Origin of the sequence: Pseudomonas sp. B2021, assembly GCF_018135665.1 — a bacterium.
GTDB classification, from domain to species: Bacteria; Pseudomonadota; Gammaproteobacteria; order Pseudomonadales; family Pseudomonadaceae; genus Aquipseudomonas; species Aquipseudomonas lactis.
Map to the genome: position 1 here is coordinate 1,662,443 of NZ_SMOF01000001.1, position 23,866 is coordinate 1,686,308.

The window sequence follows — 23,866 nt, forward strand, 5'->3', positions numbered from 1 at the left end:
ACACCCGCCGACAGAATCCCACCGGCATAGCCTGCGCCTTCACCGGCCGGGAACAGGCCTTTGACGTTCAGGCTCTGCATCGACTCATTGCGGGTAATGCGCAACGGCGACGAAGTGCGGGTCTCGATGCCGGTCAGCACCGCATCGTGCAGCGAGTAGCCTTTGATCTGCTTCTCGAACGCCGGCAAGGCTTCGCGGATGGCTTCGATGGCGAAGTCCGGCAAGGCCAGGGCCAGGTCGCCCAATGACACGCCAGGTTTGTAGGACGGCTCCACACTGCCTAGCGCGGTGGAGGGCTTGCCGGCGATGAAGTCGCCCACCAATTGCGCGGGGGCCTCGTAGTTACTGCCGCCGAGGATGTAGGCGTGGGACTCCAGGCGCTCCTGCAACTCGATACCCGCCAGCGGGCCGCCCGGGTAATCCACCTCGGGGGTGATGCCTACCACGATGCCCGAGTTGGCATTGCGCTCGTTACGCGAGTATTGGCTCATGCCGTTGGTCACGACGCGATGGGGTTCCGAGGTCGCAGCCACGACGGTGCCGCCCGGGCACATGCAGAAGCTGTAGACCGAACGGCCATTCTTGGCGTGGTGCACCAGCTTGTAGTCCGCTGCGCCCAGCTTCGGGTGGCCAGCGTATTTGCCCAGGCGTGCGGCGTCGATCAGCGACTGCGGGTGCTCGATACGGAAACCCACCGAGAACGGCTTGGCTTCCATGTACACGCCACGGTCGTGGAGCATGCGGAAGGTGTCACGGGCGCTGTGGCCCAGGGCAAGAATCACGTGCTTGGAGAGGATTTGCTCGCCGCCGTCGATGACCACGCCGTTCAACTGGCCGTCTTCGATCAGCACGTCGGTGACCCGCTGTTCGAAGCGCACTTCACCGCCCAGGGCGATGATCTGCTCACGCATGTTTTCCACCACGCCGGTCAGGCGGAAGGTGCCGATGTGCGGCTTGCTGACGTAGAGGATTTCTTCCGGCGCACCGGCCTTGACGAACTCGTGCAGCACTTTGCGACCGTGGAATTTAGGGTCCTTGATCTGGCTGTACAGCTTGCCGTCGGAGAAGGTACCGGCGCCGCCTTCACCAAATTGCACGTTGGATTCGGGGTTGAGCACGCTTTTGCGCCACAGGCCCCAGGTGTCCTTGGTGCGTTGGCGCACTTCCTTGCCGCGTTCGAGGATGATCGGCTTGAAGCCCATCTGTGCCAGCAGCAGCCCGGCGAAAATCCCGCAGGGGCCAAAGCCCACCACGATTGGCCGCTCAGCCAGGCCTTCCGGCGCCTGGCCCACCACCTTGTAGCTGACGTCCGGTGCCGGATTGACGTTGCGATCATCGGCAAACTTGAGCAGCAGAGGGGCTTCACCCTTCACGTTCAGGTCGACGGTGTAGATGAAGCACAGCTCAGAGGTCTTTTTACGCGCATCGTAGCTGCGCTTGAACAGGGTGAAATCGAGCAGGTCATCACTGGCGATGCCCAGGCGCTGCACGATGGCCGTGCGCAGGTCTTCTTCGGGATGGTCGATGGGCAGCTTGAGTTCAGTGATTCGTAACATGACAGGATCCGGTAGGCGGCGGGCAAGAAGGCCGGCTGTTTTGCAAACCGGCGATTATAAGCCCCAATGGCGACTTTCCGTCAGGTTAATCGTCCCGCGAGCCGCCGAACGCCGCGCAACCGCGCTGCACCTGGCCGTTCACGCGCAACTCGGCGCTCATGTGTTGCAGGCTGCCGCTCACACTGTCGACGCAGCGCTGGGGCGCCACCCACAGTTCGATGTGCTGGTTATTGGCCTCGGTCATCAGGTTGAAACGGCCGTCGCCCAGTTGTTCCTCGACGTACGGCACTGCCAAAGGTGGCTGGCCTTCGCGTTCCAGCACCATGCCCTTGGCCGTGACATTCATTGCCCAGGCGGGTTTATGGCCATTGGCCCGCAGGATCATGCGCTTGAAGTCCGGGTCGGAGCAGGCTGAGGTCGAGCGTTCGACGCGATACAGCTGTTGCAGGTCCACTGAGCCCTGGGTGCCGCTGGCGACGCCGGAAAATTTGCCACGCAGGTCGGCAAACAACATGCCCTGCTGGCCGGCCAGCGAGGCCGCTTCCTGCAGGACACTGGTGCCGCCGGTGTCGTTGACCACGTAGCTGCGCTGGTCGCCGCATGGCTGAAACAGCAGTTTGCCGTCCACCGCCGTCAACTCACCCTGCATACGGGTCAGCCCGACAGTCGATGGCTTGGCCGGCTCGCTTTCAAACAATTGGCAAGCGGCGAACAGAGGAAGCAAGGCAAACAGGGCGAGGGTACGGGCGGCGCGCATTATCGGGTCTCCAGGCAAGTGCCGCCACGTTACGCAGGCTGGCCGTGCATCACAAGCCCGCTTGCCAGCTTCAGGCGTTTCTTACGGATCTCACCTTCAACCTACGATAAAGGTCTGACCGGTTTGCAGGCCTTCGACGCTTTTTGCGTACGCCAGCGCCACATCGGCGGCGGGAGCAGGTTTGTAGCCGCGGAAATAAGGGGCATAGCTGCCCATGGCTTCCAGCAACACCGTCGGGCTGACCGAGTTGATGCGCAGGCCGCGTGGCAACTCAATGGCCGCCGCTTTGACGAAGGCGTCCAATGCACCGTTGACCAAAGCCGCCGAAGCGCCGGTGCGGATCGGATCACGGTTCAGAATGCCGCTGGTGAACGTGAACGAAGCGCCATCGTTGGCGTACTCACGACCGATCAACAGCAGGTTGACCTGGCCCATCAGCTTGTCACGCAGGCCCAGTTCGAAATCGCTGTCGTTCATGTCTGCCAGGGGCACGAAGTTGACGTTGCCTGCCGCGCAGATCAGGGCGTCGAACTTGCCGGTCTGCTCGAACAGCCGGCGGAGCGAGGCGCTATCGCTGATATCCACCTGAAAGTCGCCGCTGGTGCGGCCGATGCTGATCACTTCGTGGCGCTGGGCCAGTTGCGCCTTGACCGCTGAACCGATGGTGCCGCTGGCACCGATCAATAGGATTTTCATCGTGCTGTTCCTCTGGGCTGATTCCCTGTAGGAGCGAGCTTGCTCGCGAAGAACGTCAACGATCACGCGGTAAAACTGACTACACGGCGGCGATCTTGAGTTTTTCGGGAGCAAGCTCGCTCCTACAGTGGTATGGGTTTGCATTCAGTCTAGTGTGGCTTTTTAGTCGGATAAACGCGCTAATAGGCAACCTTTGGTTTTCAAATGGAAACAATCCATGAGCGAAATGGATGACCTGGCGGCGTTCGCCGTGCTGATCGAGGCCGGTAGTTTCACCGTAGCGGCCGCACAATTGGGCTGCAGCAAAGGGCAGTTGTCCAAGCGCATCAGCCAGTTGGAAGCGCAGTTCGCCGTGGTACTGCTGCACCGCACCACGCGCAAGCTGAGCCTCACCGCTGCCGGCGCGGCGTTGCTGCCCCAGGCACAAGCGTTGGTGGTGCAGGTGGAGCGCGCCCGTCAGGCCTTGGCGCGACTCAAAGATGATTTGGCCGGCCCTGTGCGTATGACCGTTCCGGTGTCGTTGGGCGAAACCTTCTTCGATGGTTTGTTGCTGGAATTCTCCAAGCAGTATCCCCAGGTGCAGATCGAGCTGGAGCTCAATAACAGCTACCGAGACTTGGCACGGGATGGCTTTGACTTGGGCGTACGCTCCGGCGCCATCGAACATGAACGCCTGGTGGCCAAACCCTTGCTGGCCTGGCATGAAATGACCTGCGCCAGCCCGGCTTATCTGGAACAGCATGGCGAACCACTGACCCCGGCGGACCTGGCGGCGCACAGCTGTCTGCTCAACAGCCATTACAGCGGCCGCGAGGAATGGTTGTACCACCAGCAACACGAATTGCTGCGGGTAAAGGTGAGCGGCACCTTCGCCTCCAACCACTACAACCTGCTGAAAAAAGCCGCGTTGGTCGGCGCCGGTATTGCCCGCCTGCCGTCCTACGTTCTACCCGCGGAACTGGCTGACGGCCGATTGCGCTGGCTGCTGCGCGACTATCAGACACGCAGCATGCCGATGTACCTGGTGCATCCCTACCAGGGCGGCCTGCCACGGCGTACCCAGGTGTTGGCCGACTACCTGGTGGACTGGTTCAAGCGCAGCGGCGAAGCGCTGGATCGGCTTCAGCGATAGCGGCGGGCAATCAGGTGGTCGATGGACAGGCAGCCTGGGCCTTTGGCAAGCAACAGCAATAACAGCGCAAGCCAGGTGCCGTGAGTGGGATAGGCGTCAGGGTAGACGAACAGCTGGATGGTCAAGGTCATGCCGATCAAGGCCAGGGCCGAAAAACGCGTGGCGAACCCCAGCAGGATCAATACCGGAAAAAAATGTTCGGCAAAGGTTGCCAGGTGCGCGGCCACCTGCGGCGACAGCAGAGGCAATTGGTATTCGCTGCGAAATAAAAACAGGGTCGAGGCGGCAAGTTTGGGCTCACCCCATTGGAAGGTGCCGCTGATCAGGTCAATGGCAAAGCCTTCGACCTTGGTCTGGCCAGACTTCCAGAACACCGCCGCAATGGAGAAGCGCGCGATAAAGGCGATCAGGCTGTAAGGGATTTTTTCAAACAGTGCGACGGTTCGCTTTACCAGGCAGGGAGCGGGAAAGTTCATGGCGATACCTCGGGTTGCAGATGTAAATGGGTGATGGCGTCGTGGCTGATCAACAGCGTAAGACATTGGTGCAAATCGAATTCGTCAGAGGCTTGCAGGGCGTCAGCGATGGCCATCTCCAGCCCTGCGCCTTGGTTGAGTCGGTTGATAAAGGTCACAGACCCGCGGTCGATGGCGAATACCTTGACCGCCAACCCTTGGCGCAAGACCATCGCGCCTTGGGCATACCAGGGGTTCAAAGTGGCGATAGCCCCGTCGACCTGATGCGCCGCCCAAACCGATACCACCGCGTAGGAAGATTCCAGCGTGGCAAGTGACGGATGCAGTCGTACACGCAGTTGTCCCAGTTGTGCGCAGCCTTGCAGTTGCCGAAGTACGCTGTGCTGATCCAGAACCTGGCAATCCGCCGCGTGATAAGCGCGGACCCTCAAGCGTTCCAGCCGGGCGACATCGGCCAGGTAGGGCACGCTTGAGGCCGGTTCGAAAGCCTGGATAAAGTCAGCGAACGTGCCGCCGTACTCACTGATCAACGGGCTGATAGGCGGGTGGGCCTGGACATACAGGCCGGCCATGGCGCGGAAAAACTCATCGCCGACCAGTTGCCGCGCCACCGGGTAGGCGGCCGCCAAAGCATTGATCAACGCGCTATGGACATTGTTTCGATACACCGCAAAGCGGCTCGTCGGCTCAGCACCGTTGCTGCTGAACACGCCCTCGGGGCAGGTTGCTTGCGGGGCCAGTAAAGCCTGGGCAAATGCCTGCTGAATACTCATCGGGCCACCTGCGACAAATACCCTTCGGCCTGTCGGGCCTCTGCTTGCAGCACGCTGAACGCGGGCACCTGGTTATCCCGCTCGATCAGCGTCGCCACCGCTCCCGTCCGTGCCAATACCTGTGCATACAGCTGCCACACGGCGTTATCGATTGGCGCACCGTGGTCATCGATCAGCAGGCGGTCGCCCAGGCTGTCGGTGTCTTCGGCAAAACCGGCCAGATGAATCTCACCCACTGCGTGCAATGGCAGGGCATCGATGTAGGCCAGCGGGTCGCGCTGGTGATTGATACAGGACACGTAGACGTTGTTGACGTCGAGCAGCAGGCCGCAACCGGTACGGCGGACGATCTCGCTGATGAAGTCGGTTTCGTCCAGGGTGGAGCGCTGGAACTGCAAATAGGTGGACGGGTTTTCCAGTAGCATCGGGCGCTTGAGCGTGCTTTGTACCTGGTCGACGTGTGCGCATACCCGCTCCAGGGTGCTGGCGTCGTAAGCCAGGGGCAGCAGGTCGTTGAGAAACACCGGGCCGTGGCTGGACCAGGCCAGGTGTTCGGAAAAAGACTGGGGTTGGTAGCGTTCGATCAGCGTGGCCAGGCGAGCCAAGTGCTCGCGGTCCAGAGGGCCTTCGCCGCCGATGGACAGGCCGACGCCGTGCAGTGACAGGGGGTATTGCGCACGAATCAACCCCAGGTAGTGATGAAACGGGCCGCCGGCCACCATGTAGTTTTCGGCGTGTACTTCGAAAAAACCGATGTCGGGGCGGGTCTCGAGCACCTCAGTGAAGTGCTCGGTCTTGAGCCCCAGCCCGGCCCGATAGGGCAGGCCGGGCGCCTGAGCCGGTGAGACCGCGTGTTGGGCTGTAAGCGTCATCATCAGTACTCAGGCTGCGCGGGGTTCAGGATTTGGCGGTGAAGGCCGCTTCCTGGCCAAAACCGGTCGGCGAGGTGGTGCTTGGGGTCTGGGTGCATGTGCCGGCGGGGACCAGTTTCCAGGCATTGGCCTGGTCTTTGGTTTTAGAGGTGCCCGCGCAGGAAGTACCGGCGCCTGCGGCGCAATCATTCTTGCCGGCTTCAGCCACGCCGTAGCACTTCTGCATGTCGTCGGCCGCGTGGGCGGTGGTGGTCAGGGCGGACAGGCTCAGGGCAGAACCAAGGGCCAGAACGAGGGTGGCAGCGGACAGTTTGGTGGTCATGGTGTGTCTCCAGCAGTGGTTGAATGCGCAGGCTTGATTGCCTGCATGCACCACTAGAGAGAGCTCGACGAATTGCGTTACACAAACTTCGAAAATAAATTCAATAGTACGGTTCACACCAAACAAATGTGGGAGCGGGCTTGCTCGCGAATGCAGTGTGTCAGCCAACAGTTTCCTGGCTGATTCACCGCATTCGCGAGCAAGCCCGCTCCCACATTTTTGATCCGGTTTCTATGGCAGCCTGTGTTTAGCCGCCCAGGTACGCCTCCCGCACTTTCGGATCGGTCAGCAATTGCTCACCGGTGCCCTGCATCACCACTCGGCCATTCTCCAGCACATAGGCGCGGTCAGCGATTTTCAGCGCCTGGTTGGCGTTCTGCTCTACCAAAAACACCGTCACCCCGTCCTTGCGCAGCTGTTCGATGATGTCGAAGATCTGCTGGATGATGATCGGTGCCAGGCCCAGGGAAGGCTCGTCCAGCAGCAACAGCTTTGGCTTGCTCATCAGCGCCCGGCCGATGGCGAGCATTTGCTGCTCGCCGCCGGACATGGTGCCGCCGCGCTGGCTGAAACGCTCCTTGAGGCGGGGGAACAGGTGCAGCACCTTGTCCATCTGCTCCTGGTAATCGCCCTTGTCGGTAAAGAACCCACCCATGGCCAGGTTCTCTTCGACGGTCAGGCGCGAGAACACTCGACGGCCTTCGGGCACCACCGCAATGCTCTTGCGCATGATCTCTGCCGAGTGCTTGCCCACCAGTTCTTCACCCATGTAGCGGATGCTGCCACTGTAGGCTTGCGGCGAACCGCACAAGGTCATCAGCAAGGTCGATTTGCCGGCACCGTTGGCGCCGATCAGGGTGACGATCTCACCCTGGCGTACTTCCACATTGACGCTGTGCAGGGCCTGGATCTTGCCGTAGAAAGTGGAAACGTTTTCGAATTGCAGCATTTTACGCTTCCCCCAAATAGGCTTTGATCACTTCAGGATTGTCGCGGATCTGCTCCGGCGTCCCGTTGGCCAGCGGCGTGCCCTGGTTGATCACCACGATGTGGTCGGAGATGCTCATGACCAGTTTCATGTCGTGTTCGATCAACAGCACCGTGGCGTTGTTTTCCTCACGCAGCACACTGATCAGCGCCTTGAGGTCTTCGGTTTCCTTGGGGTTCAGGCCGGCGGCAGGTTCGTCGAGCATCAGGATGCGCGGGCGGGTCATCATGCAACGGGCGATTTCCAGGCGCCGTTGCTGGCCGTAGGCGAGGGTGCCGGCGGGGCGGTTGGCGAACTCGGTCAGGTTGACCTTGTCCAGCCAGTACGCCGCGTATTCCATGGCCTCGCGCTCGCTTTTGCGGAACGCCGGGGTCTTGAACAGGCCGGCGAAGAAGTTGGTGTTCAAGTGACGGTGCTGGGCGATCAACAGGTTCTCGACTGCCGTCATGTCCTTGAACAACCGCACGTTCTGGAAGGTCCGCACCACGCCTTTGCGGGCGATTTCGTGGCCGGCCAGGCCCTGGATCGGTTGGCCGTCCAGCAGGATGCTGCCACCGCTCGGCTTGTAGAAACCGGTGAGGCAGTTGAACACCGTGGTCTTGCCGGCGCCGTTGGGGCCGATCAGTGCTACCACTTGTTTCTCTTTGACGGTCAGGGCCACGCCATTGACCGCCAGCAAACCGCCGAAGCGCATGCTCAGGTTTTCGACTTTCAGGATCTCGCGGCTCATTTGCGCAGCTCCATGTGTGGACGTTGCATGGGCAGCAGGCCTTGAGGACGCCAGATCATCATCAGCACCATCATGGCGCCGAACATCAACATGCGGTATTCGCTGAACTCACGCATCATTTCCGGCAGCAGGATCATCACGATGGCCGCGAGGATCACGCCCAGTTGCGAGCCCATGCCACCCAATACCACGATGGCGAGAATGATCGCCGACTCGATAAAGGTGAACGATTCCGGCGTCACCAGGCCTTGGCGAGCGGCGAAGAAGCTGCCGGCAAAACCTGCGAACGCAGCGCCCAGGGTGAATGCGGAAAGCTTGATGATGGTCGGGTTCAGGCCCAGGGCGCGGCAGGCGATTTCATCTTCGCGCAACGCTTCCCACGCGCGCCCGATGGGCATGCGCAGCAGGCGGTTGATCACGAACAGGGCCGCCAATGCCAGCAACAGCGCGACCAGGTACAGGAACACCACTTTGCTCACCGGGTTGTAGGCAATCCCGAAGTACTCGTGGAAGGTCTGCATGCCTTCGGCGGCGCTGCGGTCGAACGACAGCCCGAAGAATGTCGGCTTGGGGATGCTGCTGATGCCGTTGGGGCCACCGGTGATGTCGGTAAGGTTACGCAGGAACAGGCGAATGATTTCGCCGAAGCCCAGGGTCACGATGGCCAGGTAGTCACCGCGCAGGCGCAGCACCGGGAAGCCCAGCAGGAAGCCGAACGTCGCCGCCGCCATACCGGCCAGTGGCAGGCAGATCCAGAAGCTCCAGCCCAGGTAATGCGAGAGCAGCGCGTAGGTGTAGGCACCCACGGCGTAAAAGCCCACATAACCCAGGTCGAGCAGGCCCGCCAGGCCCACCACGATGTTCAGGCCCAGGCCCAGCAACACGTAGATCAGGATCAGCGTGGCAATGTCGACCGCGCCGCGCGAGCCGAAGAACGGCCAGATCAGCGCCGCGATGATCAGCCCGATGATGATGTAGCGCTGGGTGCGCGGCAGGGTCAGAAATTGGCTGACCTTGGGCGACACCAACGGGCCACGGTTGCCCTTGAACAGGGCTCCAACCTGCTGGGTGAACAGTACACGCAGGAACATCAGCACCGAACACAGCGCGATGACGGTCAGGGTGACAGGCCCGGTGCCATGCACTTCAAGGTTGATGCCGACAATGCTCAGCTTGAGACCGAGTACCGGAAAGGCCACGGCCCAGACCAGCAAGGCGCTGAAAAACGCCGATTTAAGATATCTGCTCATACTTTCTCAACCTCCGGACGGCCCAGGATGCCGGTCGGACGGAACAACAGCACCAGAACCAACAGGCCGAACGCGACGACGTCCTTGTACTGGTCACCGAAGATATCGGCGCCAAAGGCTTCGGCCACACCCAGCACCAGCCCGCCGAGCATGGCGCCCGGAATGCTGCCGATGCCGCCCAATACCGCCGCGGTAAAGGCCTTGAGGCCCACCAGGAAGCCGGCGTTGGGGTTGATCACGCCGTATTGCATGCTCAGCAACACGGCCGCCACGGCCGCCAGCGCAGCACCAATGACGAAGGTCAGGGCGATGATGTTGTTGGTGTTGATGCCCAGCAGGTTGGCCATCTTGATGTCTTCGGCACAGGCCCGGCAGGCGCGCCCCAGACGGGAGCGGGAGATGAACAGCGTCAGGCCCAGCATGGCCACCAGGGTGACCACGAAAACCAGAATCTGCATGTACGAAATCAGCACTTCTTGTGCGCCACCCGGGCCGAAGGAGATGCTCCCCGGAATCAGGTTGGGAATGGACTTGTCCTTGGAGTCCTGGGACAGCAATACGGTGTTCTGCAGGAAAATCGACATGCCGATGGCAGAAATCAGCGGGATCAAACGGTTGCTGCCCCGCAGGGGACGGTAGGCAACCCGCTCGATGCTGTAGCCATAGGCACTGGTCACGATGATCGATGCCAAAAACGCAGCGGTCATCAACAGCGGCAGGGAGTGGATCCCCATCATGGCCAGCCCGGCAAGGGCGATGAAGGCCACGTAGGAACCAATCATGTACACCTCGCCATGGGCGAAGTTGATCATTCCAATGATGCCGTAAACCATTGTGTAGCCAATGGCTATCAAGGCATAGGTGCTGCCAATGGTCAGGCCATTAACCAGCTGTTGGAAAAAATGATAGATCTCAGGCATTACAGCGCTCCTAAAAACCCGATACGCATTTCACTGGTGGAGTCATTTCCGGCTCGGTGCCCTGTTCTGTGACCAGGTTGCACAAAGCGTTTGCCAGCGAACCGCTGGTGACGGTTTTAAGATTTTCAGGTGAGCCAGCGCCCGGATCGCGGGTGACATGGCCCATAAACCTCGTAAAACAAAGCCCACTGCTTGCACAGTGGGCTTGTTGACCAGTAACGCCTGGCTTACTGAGGGGAAACTTCGGTTTTTGGTTTACCGAAGTGCCATTCGTAGACCACGAACTTGAAGTCCTTCAGGTCGCCCTTGGCGTCGAAGCTCAGGTCGCCCGTAGGGGTCTTGAAGGTACCGGCGTGGATGGCCTCGGCCACTTTGGCGGTGTCTTCGCTTTTGGCCGCAGCAATACCACCGGCAATCACTTCAACTGCCGAGTAGGCCGGGAACACGAACGGACCGGTTGGGTCCTGCTTGTTCTTGGCGAACTCTTCAACGATGGCTTTGTTGGCAGGGTCGGTGTCGAAGGATTTCGGCAGGGTCACCAGCAGGCCTTCGGAAGCGCCTTGGGCGATTTGCGAGATGGAGTCGTTACCCACGCCTTCCGGGCCCATGAACTTGGCGTTCAGGCCTTTTTCCTTGGCTTGGCGCAGGATCAGGCCCAGCTCAGGGTGGTAGCCGCCGTAGTAGACGAAGTCGACATTGGCTTGCTTGAGTTTCTGGATGATCGAGGAGAAGTCTTTGTCACCGGCGTTCAGGCCTTCGAAGACGGCAACCTTGGTGCCTTTTTCTTCAAGGGTCTTCTTCACGGCGCTGGCGATACCTTCACCGTATTGCTGCTTGTCGTGCAGGACGGCGACGATTTTCGGCTTCACGTGGTCGGCGATGTAGTTGCCGGCTGCCGGGCCTTGTGCGCTGTCCAGACCAATGGTGCGGAAGATCAGCTTGTAGCCACGGGAAGTGATTTCAGGGCTGGTGGCAGCCGGGGTAATCATGATGACGCCTTCGTCTTCATAAATATCCGACGCTGGCTGAGTGGAGCTGGAGCAGAGGTGGCCGACGACGAACTTGACGCCATCATTGACCACTTTGTTGGCAACGGCCACAGCTTGTTTTGGATCGCAAGCGTCGTCGTATTCCTTGGCTTCAAGCATCTTGCCGTCTACGCCGCCCTTGGCGTTGATGTCTTTGATGGCTTGCTTGGCACCCATGAATTGCATGTCGCCGTATTGCGTCACCGGACCGGTCTTGGGACCGGCGATGCCGATCTTGATGGTGTCGGCTGCGAACGAATGGCCGGCAACCCCAGCCAGGACCATAGCGGCAAACAGTTTGGAAATCTGCTTAGTAGCCTTATTCATAGTGCTCCACTCTTACTGTTGTATTTTTTATAGTTCTAGCGGCCTTGTGAGCTGCAGAACCGGATCAGATATCGCGGATATCCCCCCGGCATTGCCCTGGCAACTGTACCGGTACAGTGTAGAGCGCTGGCTGATCGCTTGAAAAGCTGGCAGCTGGGGGCAAAACCTGGGTATGTCGCTTAAATGAAAGAAAAAGACAGAATCGCGGCGGGTTGCTAACAGCTTTCAAGGCATTCCTTGGCTTTCCTGGCGCTTTCAATCGCTACTTCATTTGCTACTGGGTTTTTCTGCCTGAGCGACGGGGCTATGATTGCGCCGATTTTTTACTCAGGTGAATTCCCATGACGCAAGAACCAAGCACCCTCTATGCCAAGCTGCTCGGTGAAACAGCCGAAATTTCCTGGAAGGAGCTTGAACCGTTCTTTGCCAAGGGTGCCCTATTGTGGGTCGATGCCAGCCTGGATTTGATCGAGGCCGCCGAAGGAATGGCCGAAGACAACCGTGACAAAGTCGCCGCCTGGCTAGCTGCCGGGAGTCTTGGCGAAGTGTCTGCATCGCGGGCGTTGGACCTGGTGGAACGTGATCCGAGCTTGTGGGCAGTGGTGGTCTCGCCATGGATTCTGATCCAGGAAAGGGCGGCGTAAGAATTGCCAGCACTAAAAAGGTGCGTATTTTTCACGCGGTGAAGTGTGTAGGGGAGTAACCGCTTATCGCGTGATGGCACCTTGCCGTAGCGAAAGATCACAGGCGAGGGTGACGTAAACGTCACGGGCACAGTTCAGGTCGTCGGGAAATAGCCGCGCAATTGTTTCGGCGTATGACTCAGCGCTGCAGCGCGCGCATTCAAATCGTCAGCTTGCGCGTCTTGGTCTCAGCGGATCGGCCTGACAATAGAAGGCGGGCCGATACGTCCCGCAGCTGGGTCGTTTGGCGGTGGAGCGTCTTTGCCTTCCACGCTGAGCGGATATAGCGGATTACGCATGGCAATCCCCTGCATCACGCCGATGATGTCGTCGAAGGGCACCGCCGGGCTGAGCAGGTAGCCCTGGATGTAGTCGCAGCCATGCTTGAGCAGCAGCTCGAACTGCGCCTGGGTTTCCACGCCTTCGGTGACCACCTGCAAATGCAGGGTGTGGGCCATGCCAATAATCGCTTGGACAATTTCGCTGTCTGCGGTGGATTTGGGGATGTCCTGGATAAACGAGCGGTCGATCTTCAAGGTGTTGAGCGGCAAGCGCTTGAGGTAAGCCAGCGACGAATAGCCGGTGCCGAAGTCATCGATGGCCAGTGACACACCCAGGGCGCGAATCTGCCGCAACAGGGCCAGGGTGCTGCTGATATTGCCCATCAACGCGTTTTCAGTGACTTCCAGTTCCAGGCGGTTGGTGCCGATGCCGGCGAAGCGCAGGGCGTCTTCGATTTCATCGGCCAGTTCGTCACGCGCCAGGTTCAACGCCGAGCAGTTCACCGCCATGATCAACTCGGTGTAGCCCCGGTCAGACAACAGGCTCAGGTCGTGACAGGCCTGGCGCAATACCCAGTGGTCCAGCTCGGCGATCAGCCCGTTGTTCTCGGCAATGCCGATAAAGCGGTCCGGGGCCAGCAGCCCGTGTTGGGGGTGTTGCCAGCGCACCAGGGCTTCCAGGCGCGTGACCTTGCCCAGCTTCATGTCGAAGATCGGTTGATAAAACAGCACCAACTGGCTGCGCGTACGTAAGGCGGCGCGCAGTTCTTCTTCCAGTTGCAGCTCAAGAAAGGCACGGGTTTTAAGGTTGGAACTGAAGAAGTTCAAGCAATTGCGCCCGGCATCCTTGGATTGGTACAGCGCCAGGTCGGCGGTTTTAAGCAGTTCTTCGCAGGTGTGGCCGTCTTCGGGAAACAGGCTGATGCCGATGCTGGTGGTCATCACCATGCGCCGACCGGCCAGTTCGATGGGTTCTTTCATCTTCTGCATGATGCGCTGGGCCATGTGCCGGGCTTCGTCGCGGTGATGAATATTGACCAGGATGCAGAACTCATCGCCGCCAAAGCGTGCCACCACATCTTCATGGCTGCGTATCGAACCTTTGATATGCCCGGCGAGCACCGTGAGCAGCTGGTCGCCCGCATCATGGCCCAGGCTGTCATTGATACGCTTGAAGTGGTCGATATCGAGGAAGATCACCGCCATCATGCCCTGAGTGCGGGTTTTTTCCGCGACTTTCTCCGCGAAGATCTGATTGAAACCACGGCGGTTGAGCAGGCTGGTCAACGCGTCGAAGTGGGCCACTTGTTGCAGCGAGGCGCGGGCCTGGTCGAGTTCGCTGAGCAGCGCGTTGACCCGGCGCAGGTCGCGCTCCTTGTGTTGCAGCTTCTTGTCGGCCAGGGCTGCGCTGACGCTGCTGCCGATCACCAGCAAGGTGATCATCGCGACTGAGAGGCCCAGTTGAATCGGGTTGTCATCGGCCCGCAACGACAGATCCGTGCCGCTGGGCACCAGCATTTGCATGGCCGCCATGCCGGTGAAGTGCATGCTCAGGATCCCGGCGCCGAGCACCAGGCTGGCGGCGTATTTGAGCAGTTGGTGAAACACGCCGGCCCCATTGCGCAGGTAACTGGACAGCAACAACGCCGCCAGGCTGGCGCCCATGGCAATCGCCACCGAGGCCAAAAACAGCCGCGTTTCGAAGTACACCTGGGCTTGGGAACGCATGGCCGACATGCCCACGTAGTGCATCAGCGCGATACCCAGCCCCATCCACACCGAAGCCACCAGGTACTGATGAAAACGCAGGTGGGTATGACTGAGGGTCTGCATGGCGAGCAGCGAGGCGATCAGGGCAATCAGCAGCGAGACGAACGTCATGATCAGTTCGTAGTGAATGGCAATGGGCGCTTGGAAGGCCAGCATGCTGATGAAGTGGGTCGACCAGATGCCGCCTGCCAGGCAACCCGCACCCAGCCAGCGCCAATGGCGGCGGGCGGTGGGGTCTTCGACATGGCCGACACGTTCGGCCATGTCCAGGGTACCGAAACCCGCCGCGCAGGCGACCAGGTACGCCAGCAGCACCAGAAACGGGTTATGAGTGCAATTGAGCAATAAATGCCCGCTGTCTGGAAGGTCGGTAAAAAAATGCTGCCCCAGCCATTCCATAGCTTATCCCGTCACAGAGCCCTGTCACTGCCAGCGGCGATGACCCATGAGGTCGAGTATAGGAGTCTCTCGAAATTTGCCATCAGTAATGGCGTTTTGATCTCAAATTATTTTGATATGCCTTCCATAGCGTTTGGTGCTAAGCGCTGATGGGCAGGTCGAGTTCGAAGTGCGGGGCCTCCAGCGGGGCCAGGCCAAATGCGGCACGGGCGGCGTCGCAATCGACATTTTGCACGCCCTGGCTCCAAGACGCCTCGAACTCACGGCATACACTGGAGCGTTGTTCATAAATTGAGCAACTGGTGGCTTGTCCGACTTCACCTTCAAGGCTGCAGCACCGTGCCGGCTTGCGGTCGGTGCCGATCATCGCCACGCGGCTGGGGTTGATCTGCACCACCAGCTCATCGGGCACCGTGCCTCCGGACGAGGCGCACTCACCCCAAAAGAAAGACACGCGAAAGTGTGAACAGCAGGCACCGCAATTCAGACACGGACTGGCTTCGGACATGGGCGTCATCAATAAGAAAAGTAGGAGGAGGGTGCTGCGAAAGGCTCGCCATTCTATCCGTGCCATGGCCGTTGGGAAGAGGGGTACGCACTTATATTTTCGTGGGCAAAATCCCCTGTTGCCTGGGTGAAATCATGCCCTATCAGCTTTACGAATCATTACAGACAATCACCGCCAGCCTGACTATGTTGCAGTGACCTGAGCAGGATGCACCGGGCATCGCAGCTCTCATAACAATAAAAGAGACGGACCCATGCAGAACTCGACCCAAGCGGCGAATGCCTGGCGCATTCTGTTCCTGCTGTTCCTCGCCAACCTGTTCAATTTCTTTGACCGTACCATTCCCGCGATCATCATCGAGCCCATCCGCATGGAATGGCACTTGAGCGACTTTCAGCTCGGTATCATCGGCACCGCCTTTACCATCGTCTACGCCATTGCCGGGCTGCCGCTGGGGCGCCTGGCCGACACCGGTTCACGCAGCAAGTTGATGGGCTGGGGCCTGTTTGCCTGGAGCGGGCTGACGGCGGTCAATGGCATGGTCGGCAGTTTCTGGACCTTCCTGCTGGTGCGCATGGGCATTGGCATTGGCGAAGCCAGCTATGCACCGGCGGCCAATTCGCTGATTGGCGACCTGTTTCCCGCCCACCGCCGCGCCCGAGCCATGGGGATTTTCATGCTTGGCCTGCCGTTGGGCCTGTTGCTGGCGTTCTTTACGATCGGTGCGATGGTCAAGGCGTTCGACAGCTGGCGCGCGCCCTTCTTTATCGCGGCGGTGCCGGGGCTGATCCTGGCGGTGTTTATGTTCTACATAAAAGAACCCAAGCGCGGCGCGGCGGAAACCGTGCAGGTTTCCCAGGAGCGCGTCGACCGCCCGATCCGCCGCGTGCTGGCCGTGCCGACCTTCCTGTGGCTGGTGCTGGCCGGGTTGTGCTTTAACTTCGCTACCTATGCGTGCAACTCATTCCTGGTGCCGATGCTGCAACGCTATTTCCTTATGCCGTTGCAGGACGCGGCCGTCGCGACCGGCGTCATCGTCGGCCTGACCGGCCTGGTGGGATTGACGCTGGGCGGCTGGATTGCCGACAAGATTCATCAGCGTGTCGCCAATGGCCGGTTGTTGTTTGCCGCGTTCAGCTTGATCATCTCCACGGTTACCACCGCCTGGGCATTGCATGCCGGGCGTGTCGAAATCGGGGTGTTTGTCGCGCTGTTCAGTGTGGGCTGGTTGTTTGCCTACAACTTCTATACCTGCGTGTATACCGCGATCCAGGACGTGGTAGAACCGCGTTTGCGCGCGACGGCGATGGCGCTGTTTTTTGCCGGGCTGTATTTGCTCGGCGGTGGCATGGGGCCGGTGGTGGTCGGGGCGCTGTCCGATCACTTTGCTCATTCGGCGATGTATGCGGACGGGGCGCAGCAGATGACCGAGGCTTATAAAGCCGTGGGCTTGCATGACGCCATGTACCTGATTCCGGTGGCGCTGTTCTTGACCATGCTGTTTCTGTTCCAGGCCTCGCGCAGTTTTGTGCGCGATGCCAAGCGGATGAAGGAAGGGTTGAGTGCGGTTGAGATGCCGGCAACTGCGGTAACGGCGTGAGACCGAGTGATCGTTCCCATGCTCTGCGTGGGAACGCCGCTCTGGACGCTCTGCGTCCGCTTTAAAGTCGTGACGCAGAGCGTCACATGATGCATTCCCACACAGAGCGTGGGAACGATCTCTAAAAAGGCCCGCACTAAGCGGGCCTTTTACGTTCAGCGGTTTATCAACCTGCCACCAGCACCCGAATCGCTTCCAGTCGCAACGCCGCTTTATCAAGCATGGCCAGGCCTTGCTCGCGTTGGTTGCGCAGGGCAACCAGCTCGCTGTCGCGCACGGTCGGGTTGACCGCTTGCAACGCGGTCAGGCGCGCCAGCTCTTCGTCGGTGTCTGCCGCGAGGCGACGCTTGGCTTCGGCCACGCGTTCGGCGTGACGTGGGGCGATCTTCTCTTCGCCGGCGTTGATGCGCGGTGTGAGTTGGTCCCGCTGCGCCTGCACGAATTTGTTCGCGCTGGCCCGTGGCACGCTTTCCAGCTGGTCATTCAAGGTCACGAACGACACGCGGCCCGACAGGTCATTGCCGTTGGCATCCAGTAGGCAGCGCAAGGCGGCCGGCGGTAGGTAGCGGCCCAGTTGCAGGGAGCGCGGGGCGACCACTTCGCTGACATACAGCAGTTCAAGCAATACGGTGCCTGGCTTGAGCGCCTTGTTCTTGATCAGCGCCACGGCGGTGTTGCCCATGGAACCGGACAGCACCAGGTCCATGCCGCCTTGCACCATCGGGTGCTCCCAGGTGATGAATTGCATGTCTTCGCGCGACAGCGCCTGGTTACGGTCGTAGGTGATGGTCACACCTTCGTCGTCGCCCAGGGGGAAGCTGGCGTCGAGCATTTTTTCGCTGGGCTTGAGGATCAGCGCGTTTTCCGAATGGTCTTCGCTGTCGATGCCGAACGCGTCGAACAGGGTTTCCATGTAGATCGGCAGGGCGAACTGGTCGTCTTGTTCGAGGATGTCCTCGACCAGCGCATCGCCTTCGCCGGCGCCGCCGGAGTTGAGTTCCAGCAAGCGGTCGCGACCGGTGTGCAACTCCTGCTCCAGGCGCTCGCGCTCGGCACGGGCTTCGTCGATCAGGGCTTGCCACTCGCTGTCGTCGGCAGCTTCCAGCAAGGGCAGCAGGCGTGGGCCGAACTGATGCTGCAAGGCGTTGCCGGTCGGGCAGGTGTTGAGGAAGGCATTGAGCGCTTCGTGGTACCACTGGAACAGGCGCTCTTGCGGGCTGGTTTCCAGGTAGGGCACGTGCAGTTCGATCACGTGTTTCTGGCCGATCCGGTCCAGACGCCCGATGCGCTGTTCCAGCAGGTCGGGGTGGGACGGCAGGTCGAACAGCACCAGGTGATGGGAAAACTGGAAGTTGCGGCCTTCACTGCCGATTTCCGAGCAGATCAGTACCTGGGCACCGAACTCTTCATCGGCAAAATAAGCCGCCGCGCGGTCACGCTCCAGGATGTTCATGCCCTCGTGGAACACCGTGGCCGGAATGCCGGAGCGCACGCGCAGGGCGTCTTCCAGGTCCATGGCGGTTTCGGCGTGGGCGCAGATCACCAGGACCTTGGTGCGCTTGAGCATTTTCAGCTGGTCGATCAGCCACTCGACCCGTGGGTCGAAGCGCCACCAGCGGTTCTCTTCCTCGATGTCCGGTTGCGCCTGGAAGCTGACTTCCGGGTACAGCTCGGCGTGTTCGCCCAGGGGCAGTTCGAGGTATTCGTCCGGGTTCGGCAGCGGGTAGGCGTGCAGCTTGCGCTCGGGGAAGCCTTGCACCGCGGCGCGGGTGTTGCGAAACAGCACGCGGCCGGTGCCGTGGCGGTCCAGCAGTTCACGCACCAGGCGGGCACTGGCTTCGCTGTCGCCATCGTTGACGGCGGTGAGCAGGGCTTCACCTTCGTCGCCGAGGAAGCCTTGAATGGTCTTGTGCGCGGTCGGCGACAGGCGGCCCTTGTCCAGCAGCTCCTGCACGGCTTCGGCCACCGGGCGATAGTTTTCGCTCTCGGCGCGGAAGGCTTGCAGGTCGTGGAAGCGGTTCGGGTCCAGCAGGCGCAGGCGCGCAAAGTGGCTGTCCTGGCCCAATTGTTCCGGGGTGGCAGTCAGCAGCAGCACGCCAGGAATCACTTCGGCCAGCTGTTCGACCAGCGAGTATTCGGCGCTGGCCTTGTCTTCGTGCCACACCAGGTGGTGGGCTTCGTCGACCACGAGCAAGTCCCAACCGGCGGCGAACAGCGCGTCCTGGGCCTTCTCGTCGTCCACCAGCCATTCCAGCGCAACGAGTGCAAGCTGGGTGTCTTCGAACGGGTTGGTGGCATCGCTTTCGATAAAGCGCTCTTCATCGAACAGCGCAACCTGCAGGTTGAAGCGGCGGCGCATTTCCACCAGCCATTGGTGCTGCAGGTTTTCCGGAACCAGGATCAGTACGCGGCTGGCACGGCCCGAGAGCAGTTGGCGATGGATCACCAGGCCCGCTTCGATGGTCTTGCCCAAGCCCACTTCGTCCGCCAGCAATACGCGTGGCGCGATACGGTCAGCGACTTCGCGGGCGATGTGCAGTTGGTGGGCAATCGGTTGGGCGCGTACGCCACCCAGGCCCCACAGCGAGGACTGCAACTGGCGGCTGGTGTGTTCCAGGGTGTGGTAGCGCAGCGAGAACCACGCCAGCGGGTCAATCTGCCCGGCGAACAGACGGTCACTGGCCAGGCGGAACTGGATGAAGTTGGACAGTTGGGTTTCCGGCAGGGTGACCTGCTCGTTCTGCCCATTGAGGCCGTGGTAGACCAGCAGGCCATCGACGTCGTCGACTTCCTGTACGGTCATTTTCCAGCCTTCGAAATGGGTGATGGTGTCACCCGGCGAAAACCTCACGCGAGTGAGGGGCGCATTCCGTAGCGCATACTGGCGCGTGTCGCCAGTGGCCGGATAGAGCACGGTCAACAAGCGGCCGTCCTGTGCCAGAACGGTGCCTAACCCCAGCTCTGCTTCGCTGTCACTAATCCAGCGTTGCCCCGGTTGATACTGCTGCGCCATGCTGCCTGACTCCCGCCGTGAAAAAGCCGACTATGTTAACGGAACACGGCCCGGCGCCCAAGAACTCTGACAAAAACTACGCTGTTTGTACGGGCCGGCGGAAATTGAATCGACGGATGGCGGGCACTTGAGAGTGTCGACTGAGTCACAGCTTGGCACGCGGGTGCTCAAGTCACCCTGCCACCCGCCGACAGCCTGTTGATCAGGAGAATAATTATCATGCTGCCACCCATGCTGCCCGTCAGCGTTGTGCCGGTCACGTCGCAACTCGACCCGGCACGCCAGAAGCCGGATATTCCGCCGGTGGTGCCCGTTCAAGCGGGCTCCAACGAGAGCACGATCGACCTGAAAAAAGGCGATGCCGAGCAATCGACCTTTCTGTTGCGCGAAGAGCAGCGGCGCCAGCAGGAGCAGCAGAAACGCCGGCGTGAAGCCGACGACGACGCGCAGCAGCATTTGCCGATTCCTGGCGACTTGCTCAACGCTGACAACACCGTGCCCGTGGCGCCGCTGATCGAAGACGCGCCGCGCCAGGGACTGTGGGTGGATATCGAGGTCTAGCCCTTCAGTTCGCGCAGGGCCTTCACCAGCAACTCAATCTCGTCATCGGTGTTGAGCGGGCTGACCGAGATGCGCGCAATGCTGGTCAACCCACGCGCTTGCATGTCCAGCGGGGTGTAGGCCACGCCATTGGCGCCGATGTTGATGCGCTTTGACCCCAGGCATTGTTTGAGTTCAAAACTATCCCAGCCGGCCAGGTTGAACGCGATCAAGCCTGAATGCGTGTTGCCCAAGTCGTGCAAGCTAATCCCCGGTATCTGACGCAGTGCTTCGCGGATTCGCGCGCTGGTCTGCAAGACTCTTTGCCATACCCGCTCAATTCCCAGTTGATTGATCTCGTGCAACGCGTTGCCCAGGCCGGCCAGCAGGGCGAAGGACACTTCGCTGGTTTCAAAGCGTCGCGCGTCGTTGCGCAGGTCGAAGCCTTCGGCGGTCCAGGGCGCTGAAAACACGTCGCGTTGGGCCGGGTTCAGGTGCTGGAGGAACTCCGGCCGGATGTACAGCAGTGCGGTACCGCGAGGCCCGCGCAGATGTTTGCGGCCGGCAGACTTGAGCACATCGCACTGCAACGCTTGCACATCCACCGGCAGTTGGCCGACGGCCTGGCCCGCGTCGATGAAGTAGGGAATGGCATGCCGCCTGGCCACATCGCCGATGGCCTGGGCCGGGTTGATCAACCCCCCGTTGGCCGGCAGCCAGGTGAGGTCGATCAGCTTCACCTTGGCATCGAGCATTGCCTCCAGTGCCACCGGGCAGGCGGCGCCGCTGGCATCGCACGGGATGACCTCCACCCGCGCCCCGGCTTGAACGGCCAGTTCCATGCTCGCCAGGTTACCGCCCCATTCATGGCGCCCCACTAGAATTCGATCGCCCGGCTGCCACGGCCCCAGCGCCTGGAAGGCCATGCTCCAGGCCGTGGAGCCACTGCTGGCGAAGGCAATCGACGAAGCGGGCGCATTGAGCAGTTGCCCGGCGGCTCGGCGGGCCTTTTCCACTAAGACGGCACCTTGTTCGCCGGCCTCCATCGGGCCGTCGCGCGCTTCGCGTTGCAGCTGGTCGATGATGGCGTCGAGCGTCGCCTGGCTGGGCAAGGATGCCCCGGCGTGGTTGAAGTGCACGATGCCGGATTGGCAACCGGGCGTGGCCTCTCGCAAGTGCTGCACTTGCAGCGGGCTCATGGCTGCAGCTCGAAAATGGCATCTACCTCCACGGCGACGCCAGCCGGCAAACTGCAGACCCCTACGGCAGTGCGCACGTGTCGACCCTTGTCGCCGAGGGCGTTGACCAGCAGGTTCGAGGCGCCATTGGCGACCACGCTCTGGCGCTGGAAATCGGCGCTGCTGGCAATGAACACACCCAGACGCAGGACGCGCACCACCCGCGACAGGTCATCGCCCAGCGCATCGCTTAATTGCCCCAGCAGGCCCAGCGCCGCCAGTTCTGCCGCTTGGGCGCCATCTTCATCGCTGAGGGAGTCACCCAGGCGGCCAAGGTAGGCGGGTTTGCCATCGAGCAGGGGAATTTGCCCGGAGATGAACAGTTGATGCTGGCTGCTCACATGATTGATGTAGTTGGCCGCGGGTTGGCTGGGCGTGGGCAGTGTCAGGCCGAGGGCGTGTACGCGCTGGCGGATGGAGTCGGTCATGGTCAAACCCTCTGGTGTCAGAAGGTTCCAGCATGTTGGCGGTGGCGAGGGGCGACAAACGGATAGATCTCACTCGACGTATCGAAAAAACTCACGCGTCGGCGCACGCTTGTTTTAACCACTGGCTGAAGCATTCAGCCGCCTCACTGAGCGGCCCCTGGGGGGCGATCAGCCAATAGCCGATGTCGCTGTGATAGGGCGGCCAGTCAAAAGCCTCCACCAGGCTGCCGTCCTGGAGCCTGCGTTCGATCAGGCGATGGCGGCCCATGGCGATTCCCTGGCCGGCCACGCTTGCTTCGACCACGATGTTGTAGTCATGCAGCATCACGCGGGGGTGGTGATCGAGGTTGACCTGGTAATGGGCGGACCAATCGGTCCACTCGAAAGGACGGTGCGAGGTCGCCATCAACAACGCGCCACTGGCGACCTGCCGGGCTTTGAATGCAGGGCTGCATACGGGTGACAGGGTTTCGGCCATCAGGCGCGTGGCGTGCACATCGGGCCAGTCGCCCTTGCCGTAGCGGATGGCAAGGTCAACCTCGGCCGTGGCGACGTTGGCCAATTGAATCGCGGGCAGCAACTCCACCTGGATATGCGGGTAGCGCTGTAGAAACTCGGCCAGGCGCGGCGCCAGCCACAGCGTGGCAAAGGACGCCAGCAAGCCGATACGCAACACATTGGCGCTGGGCGCACCCCGTTGGTTACGGGTCGCTGCGGCGATGGCGTCCAGGGCAGGGCGGATCTGCTCGTAGTACGCTTGCCCCGCCAACGTCAGGTCAATCGCACGGGTACGCCGGATAAACAGCGGCTTGCCCAAGTGGTGTTCAAGCTTATGCACCTGGTGGCTTAGGGCACTTTGGGTCACCGACAACTCGTTGGCCGCCTTGATAAAACTCAAGTGGCGCGCCACGGCTTCGAAGGCGCGCAGGGCCAACAGTGGCGGAAGGTCGTTGTGCAAGGCCACCTGGATGCGCCTCCTGGGCAGGGTAGAAAGCGCTGATTCTGGTCGATGGCCTGCATTTTGTCGCCCGCTTAATTGCCGTCGGGCGGGGCAGGCCGCATTATTGAGGCATTCCCGCCACGACGTAAGCCAAGCCATGAGTGATGACGACAAGCTGATCGACCTGAACGCCGAACGCGCCAAGCGCGTGCACGACCTCAATGACAAACGCTTGAATGAAGTGCGCCAAGCCTTTGAACAAGCCATGCCTCTGGGCAAGCCCAAGAAAAAGCCCAAGAACAAACCGAAAAAGCGTTGAAACACCCTGCATCCGTTGATGCAGGTCAGTTATTCCCCTTCTTTACGCGCCGTTGTGGGCGATATTGATCCTGGTCAATTTTCCACCGCGCCTTCTCCATTAACTTAGCCCTATCGCAACAGGGCAAGTGCAGGAGGCCGGTCATGTTTTTCGATAATGTGGTTTTTGCCGGAGTGCTGACTGTTAGCCTCATGGTGTTGTTTTTTGTAGGGTTTGGATTTTTTATCTGGAAAGACGCGAACAAGCGTAAAAAACCTTAAGTTTTTCCGGGTTACATGAGCACGCAAGGCATTTTGGGCGACTTCGGTCGCCCTTTTTTT

The 23,866-nt window shown here is 60.6% G+C and carries 24 protein-coding genes; 6 read left to right on the forward strand and 18 right to left on the reverse strand.

Annotated features, from left to right (window positions below):
- The 3 genes from E1K68_RS07440 to E1K68_RS07450 all read right to left on the reverse strand — a co-directional run.
- Positions 1 to 1,556: NAD(P)/FAD-dependent oxidoreductase (locus E1K68_RS07440; protein WP_212614877.1), on the reverse strand; the 1,556-nt coding region annotated here is incomplete at its 3' end.
- Positions 1,557 to 1,641: 85 nt separating this feature from the next.
- The gene (locus tag E1K68_RS07445) at positions 1,642 to 2,313 is read right to left on the reverse strand and encodes a membrane protein (protein ID WP_032895666.1); all 672 of its coding nucleotides are present in this window, start codon (positions 2,311 to 2,313) and stop codon (positions 1,642 to 1,644) included.
- A gap of 96 nt (positions 2,314 to 2,409) precedes the next feature.
- Positions 2,410 to 3,009 (reverse strand): short chain dehydrogenase, encoded by a 600-nt coding sequence (locus E1K68_RS07450; RefSeq protein ID WP_003193553.1) that lies wholly within the window; start codon positions 3,007 to 3,009, stop codon positions 2,410 to 2,412.
- Between the two features lie 217 nt (positions 3,010 to 3,226).
- Here E1K68_RS07450 and E1K68_RS07455 point away from each other — a divergent pair, with 217 nt between their 5' ends.
- On the forward strand, positions 3,227 to 4,141 hold the full coding sequence (locus E1K68_RS07455; protein WP_003193552.1) for a LysR family transcriptional regulator: 915 nt from the start codon (positions 3,227 to 3,229) through the stop codon (positions 4,139 to 4,141).
- Here E1K68_RS07455 and E1K68_RS07460 read toward each other — a convergent pair.
- The 9 genes from E1K68_RS07460 to E1K68_RS07500 form a co-directional block, all read right to left on the reverse strand.
- Positions 4,132 to 4,617 carry a DoxX family protein gene (locus E1K68_RS07460; protein ID WP_003193547.1) on the reverse strand — a complete coding sequence of 162 codons (486 nt, stop codon included), beginning with the start codon at positions 4,615 to 4,617 and terminating at the stop codon, positions 4,132 to 4,134. The two genes, E1K68_RS07455 and E1K68_RS07460, sit on opposite strands and share 10 nt — an antisense overlap.
- On the reverse strand, positions 4,614 to 5,390 hold the full coding sequence (locus E1K68_RS07465) for a DNA-binding domain-containing protein (RefSeq protein ID WP_003193545.1): 777 nt from the start codon (positions 5,388 to 5,390) through the stop codon (positions 4,614 to 4,616). Before E1K68_RS07465 ends, E1K68_RS07460 begins: the two co-directional genes overlap by 4 nt.
- Positions 5,387 to 6,265, reverse strand: coding sequence for a DUF692 domain-containing protein (locus E1K68_RS07470; RefSeq protein ID WP_120248472.1), 879 nt, complete (start codon positions 6,263 to 6,265; stop codon positions 5,387 to 5,389). The genes E1K68_RS07465 and E1K68_RS07470 overlap by 4 nt, the downstream gene beginning before the upstream one ends.
- A gap of 22 nt (positions 6,266 to 6,287) precedes the next feature.
- A complete protein-coding gene (locus E1K68_RS07475) occupies positions 6,288 to 6,584 on the reverse strand; it encodes a DUF2282 domain-containing protein (protein WP_056786908.1) in 297 nt (98 codons plus the stop codon).
- A gap of 247 nt (positions 6,585 to 6,831) precedes the next feature.
- Positions 6,832 to 7,533, reverse strand: a complete 702-nt coding sequence (locus E1K68_RS07480) for an ABC transporter ATP-binding protein (RefSeq protein WP_003193540.1) — start codon at positions 7,531 to 7,533, stop codon at positions 6,832 to 6,834.
- Between the two features lies 1 nt (position 7,534).
- Positions 7,535 to 8,302 (reverse strand): high-affinity branched-chain amino acid ABC transporter ATP-binding protein LivG, encoded by a 768-nt coding sequence (gene livG / locus E1K68_RS07485; RefSeq protein WP_003193538.1) that lies wholly within the window; start codon positions 8,300 to 8,302, stop codon positions 7,535 to 7,537.
- Positions 8,299 to 9,552, reverse strand: coding sequence for a high-affinity branched-chain amino acid ABC transporter permease LivM (locus E1K68_RS07490; protein ID WP_003193536.1), 1,254 nt, complete (start codon positions 9,550 to 9,552; stop codon positions 8,299 to 8,301). Before E1K68_RS07490 ends, livG begins: the two co-directional genes overlap by 4 nt.
- Entirely contained in the window at positions 9,549 to 10,472 is a 924-nt protein-coding gene (gene livH, locus E1K68_RS07495; protein ID WP_003193535.1) for a high-affinity branched-chain amino acid ABC transporter permease LivH, read from the reverse strand. The genes E1K68_RS07490 and livH overlap by 4 nt, the downstream gene beginning before the upstream one ends.
- A gap of 227 nt (positions 10,473 to 10,699) precedes the next feature.
- Positions 10,700 to 11,827, reverse strand: coding sequence for a branched-chain amino acid ABC transporter substrate-binding protein (locus tag E1K68_RS07500; protein ID WP_003193533.1), 1,128 nt, complete (start codon positions 11,825 to 11,827; stop codon positions 10,700 to 10,702).
- Positions 11,828 to 12,168: 341 nt separating this feature from the next.
- Between E1K68_RS07500 and E1K68_RS07505 the strand changes: the two genes are divergently transcribed.
- Positions 12,169 to 12,471, forward strand: coding sequence for a DUF2288 domain-containing protein (locus E1K68_RS07505; protein WP_003193531.1), 303 nt, complete (start codon positions 12,169 to 12,171; stop codon positions 12,469 to 12,471).
- A 227-nt stretch (positions 12,472 to 12,698) separates the two neighbouring features.
- Here the strand turns inward: E1K68_RS07505 and E1K68_RS07510 are convergent, their stop codons facing one another.
- A complete protein-coding gene (locus tag E1K68_RS07510; protein ID WP_003193529.1) occupies positions 12,699 to 14,960 on the reverse strand; it encodes an EAL domain-containing protein in 2,262 nt (753 codons plus the stop codon).
- A gap of 139 nt (positions 14,961 to 15,099) precedes the next feature.
- Positions 15,100 to 15,468 (reverse strand): YkgJ family cysteine cluster protein, encoded by a 369-nt coding sequence (locus E1K68_RS07515; RefSeq protein ID WP_003193526.1) that lies wholly within the window; start codon positions 15,466 to 15,468, stop codon positions 15,100 to 15,102.
- Positions 15,469 to 15,721: 253 nt separating this feature from the next.
- Here E1K68_RS07515 and E1K68_RS07520 point away from each other — a divergent pair, with 253 nt between their 5' ends.
- Complete coding sequence (locus E1K68_RS07520) at positions 15,722 to 17,068, forward strand: MFS transporter (protein ID WP_212613916.1); 1,347 nt, start codon at positions 15,722 to 15,724, stop codon at positions 17,066 to 17,068.
- A 166-nt stretch (positions 17,069 to 17,234) separates the two neighbouring features.
- Here the strand turns inward: E1K68_RS07520 and rapA are convergent, their stop codons facing one another.
- Positions 17,235 to 20,081 (reverse strand): RNA polymerase-associated protein RapA, encoded by a 2,847-nt coding sequence (gene rapA / locus E1K68_RS07525; protein WP_212613917.1) that lies wholly within the window; start codon positions 20,079 to 20,081, stop codon positions 17,235 to 17,237.
- A 219-nt stretch (positions 20,082 to 20,300) separates the two neighbouring features.
- Here rapA and E1K68_RS07530 point away from each other — a divergent pair, with 219 nt between their 5' ends.
- Positions 20,301 to 20,642 (forward strand): hypothetical protein, encoded by a 342-nt coding sequence (locus E1K68_RS07530; RefSeq protein ID WP_003193522.1) that lies wholly within the window; start codon positions 20,301 to 20,303, stop codon positions 20,640 to 20,642.
- On the opposite strand, the gene E1K68_RS07535 is transcribed toward E1K68_RS07530, so the two are convergent.
- The 3 genes from E1K68_RS07535 to E1K68_RS07545 form a co-directional block, all read right to left on the reverse strand.
- Positions 20,639 to 21,820, reverse strand: coding sequence for an aminotransferase class V-fold PLP-dependent enzyme (locus E1K68_RS07535; RefSeq protein WP_003193521.1), 1,182 nt, complete (start codon positions 21,818 to 21,820; stop codon positions 20,639 to 20,641). The two genes, E1K68_RS07530 and E1K68_RS07535, sit on opposite strands and share 4 nt — an antisense overlap.
- Positions 21,817 to 22,287, reverse strand: a complete 471-nt coding sequence (locus tag E1K68_RS07540) for a RidA family protein (RefSeq protein WP_057709670.1) — start codon at positions 22,285 to 22,287, stop codon at positions 21,817 to 21,819. The genes E1K68_RS07535 and E1K68_RS07540 overlap by 4 nt, the downstream gene beginning before the upstream one ends.
- A 91-nt stretch (positions 22,288 to 22,378) precedes the next feature.
- Positions 22,379 to 23,251, reverse strand: coding sequence for a LysR substrate-binding domain-containing protein (locus E1K68_RS07545; protein WP_003193517.1), 873 nt, complete (start codon positions 23,249 to 23,251; stop codon positions 22,379 to 22,381).
- Positions 23,252 to 23,384: 133 nt separating this feature from the next.
- Between E1K68_RS07545 and E1K68_RS07550 the strand changes: the two genes are divergently transcribed.
- Positions 23,385 to 23,546: a hypothetical protein gene (locus E1K68_RS07550; protein ID WP_003193515.1), complete on the forward strand. Its 162-nt coding sequence runs from the start codon at positions 23,385 to 23,387 to the stop codon at positions 23,544 to 23,546.
- Between the two features lie 143 nt (positions 23,547 to 23,689).
- Positions 23,690 to 23,806 carry a cytochrome c oxidase subunit CcoM gene (gene ccoM, locus E1K68_RS28040; protein WP_019817835.1) on the forward strand — a complete coding sequence of 39 codons (117 nt, stop codon included), beginning with the start codon at positions 23,690 to 23,692 and terminating at the stop codon, positions 23,804 to 23,806.
- The last annotated feature ends 60 nt before the right edge of the window (positions 23,807 to 23,866 follow it).

What these genes read in the sequence shown, in the direction of transcription:
- E1K68_RS07445 (WP_032895666.1), bottom strand. Translation starts at nt 2,313, where the DNA reads ATGCGCGCCGCCCGTACCCTCGCCCTGTTTGCCTTGCTTCCTCTGTTC.
- E1K68_RS07450 (WP_003193553.1), bottom strand. Translation starts at nt 3,009, where the DNA reads ATGAAAATCCTATTGATCGGTGCCAGCGGCACCATCGGTTCAGCGGTC.
- E1K68_RS07455 (WP_003193552.1), top strand. Translation starts at nt 3,227, where the DNA reads ATGAGCGAAATGGATGACCTGGCGGCGTTCGCCGTGCTGATCGAGGCC.
- E1K68_RS07460 (WP_003193547.1), bottom strand. Translation starts at nt 4,617, where the DNA reads ATGAACTTTCCCGCTCCCTGCCTGGTAAAGCGAACCGTCGCACTGTTT.
- E1K68_RS07465 (WP_003193545.1), bottom strand. Translation starts at nt 5,390, where the DNA reads ATGAGTATTCAGCAGGCATTTGCCCAGGCTTTACTGGCCCCGCAAGCA.
- E1K68_RS07470 (WP_120248472.1), bottom strand. Translation starts at nt 6,265, where the DNA reads ATGATGACGCTTACAGCCCAACACGCGGTCTCACCGGCTCAGGCGCCC.
- E1K68_RS07475 (WP_056786908.1), bottom strand. Translation starts at nt 6,584, where the DNA reads ATGACCACCAAACTGTCCGCTGCCACCCTCGTTCTGGCCCTTGGTTCT.
- E1K68_RS07480 (WP_003193540.1), bottom strand. Translation starts at nt 7,533, where the DNA reads ATGCTGCAATTCGAAAACGTTTCCACTTTCTACGGCAAGATCCAGGCC.
- livG (WP_003193538.1), bottom strand. Translation starts at nt 8,302, where the DNA reads ATGAGCCGCGAGATCCTGAAAGTCGAAAACCTGAGCATGCGCTTCGGC.
- E1K68_RS07490 (WP_003193536.1), bottom strand. Translation starts at nt 9,552, where the DNA reads ATGAGCAGATATCTTAAATCGGCGTTTTTCAGCGCCTTGCTGGTCTGG.
- livH (WP_003193535.1), bottom strand. Translation starts at nt 10,472, where the DNA reads ATGCCTGAGATCTATCATTTTTTCCAACAGCTGGTTAATGGCCTGACC.
- E1K68_RS07500 (WP_003193533.1), bottom strand. Translation starts at nt 11,827, where the DNA reads ATGAATAAGGCTACTAAGCAGATTTCCAAACTGTTTGCCGCTATGGTC.
- E1K68_RS07505 (WP_003193531.1), top strand. Translation starts at nt 12,169, where the DNA reads ATGACGCAAGAACCAAGCACCCTCTATGCCAAGCTGCTCGGTGAAACA.
- E1K68_RS07510 (WP_003193529.1), bottom strand. Translation starts at nt 14,960, where the DNA reads ATGGAATGGCTGGGGCAGCATTTTTTTACCGACCTTCCAGACAGCGGG.
- E1K68_RS07515 (WP_003193526.1), bottom strand. Translation starts at nt 15,468, where the DNA reads ATGTCCGAAGCCAGTCCGTGTCTGAATTGCGGTGCCTGCTGTTCACAC.
- E1K68_RS07520 (WP_212613916.1), top strand. Translation starts at nt 15,722, where the DNA reads ATGCAGAACTCGACCCAAGCGGCGAATGCCTGGCGCATTCTGTTCCTG.
- rapA (WP_212613917.1), bottom strand. Translation starts at nt 20,081, where the DNA reads ATGGCGCAGCAGTATCAACCGGGGCAACGCTGGATTAGTGACAGCGAA.
- E1K68_RS07530 (WP_003193522.1), top strand. Translation starts at nt 20,301, where the DNA reads ATGCTGCCACCCATGCTGCCCGTCAGCGTTGTGCCGGTCACGTCGCAA.
- E1K68_RS07535 (WP_003193521.1), bottom strand. Translation starts at nt 21,820, where the DNA reads ATGAGCCCGCTGCAAGTGCAGCACTTGCGAGAGGCCACGCCCGGTTGC.
- E1K68_RS07540 (WP_057709670.1), bottom strand. Translation starts at nt 22,287, where the DNA reads ATGACCGACTCCATCCGCCAGCGCGTACACGCCCTCGGCCTGACACTG.
- E1K68_RS07550 (WP_003193515.1), top strand. Translation starts at nt 23,385, where the DNA reads ATGAGTGATGACGACAAGCTGATCGACCTGAACGCCGAACGCGCCAAG.
- ccoM (WP_019817835.1), top strand. Translation starts at nt 23,690, where the DNA reads ATGTTTTTCGATAATGTGGTTTTTGCCGGAGTGCTGACTGTTAGCCTC.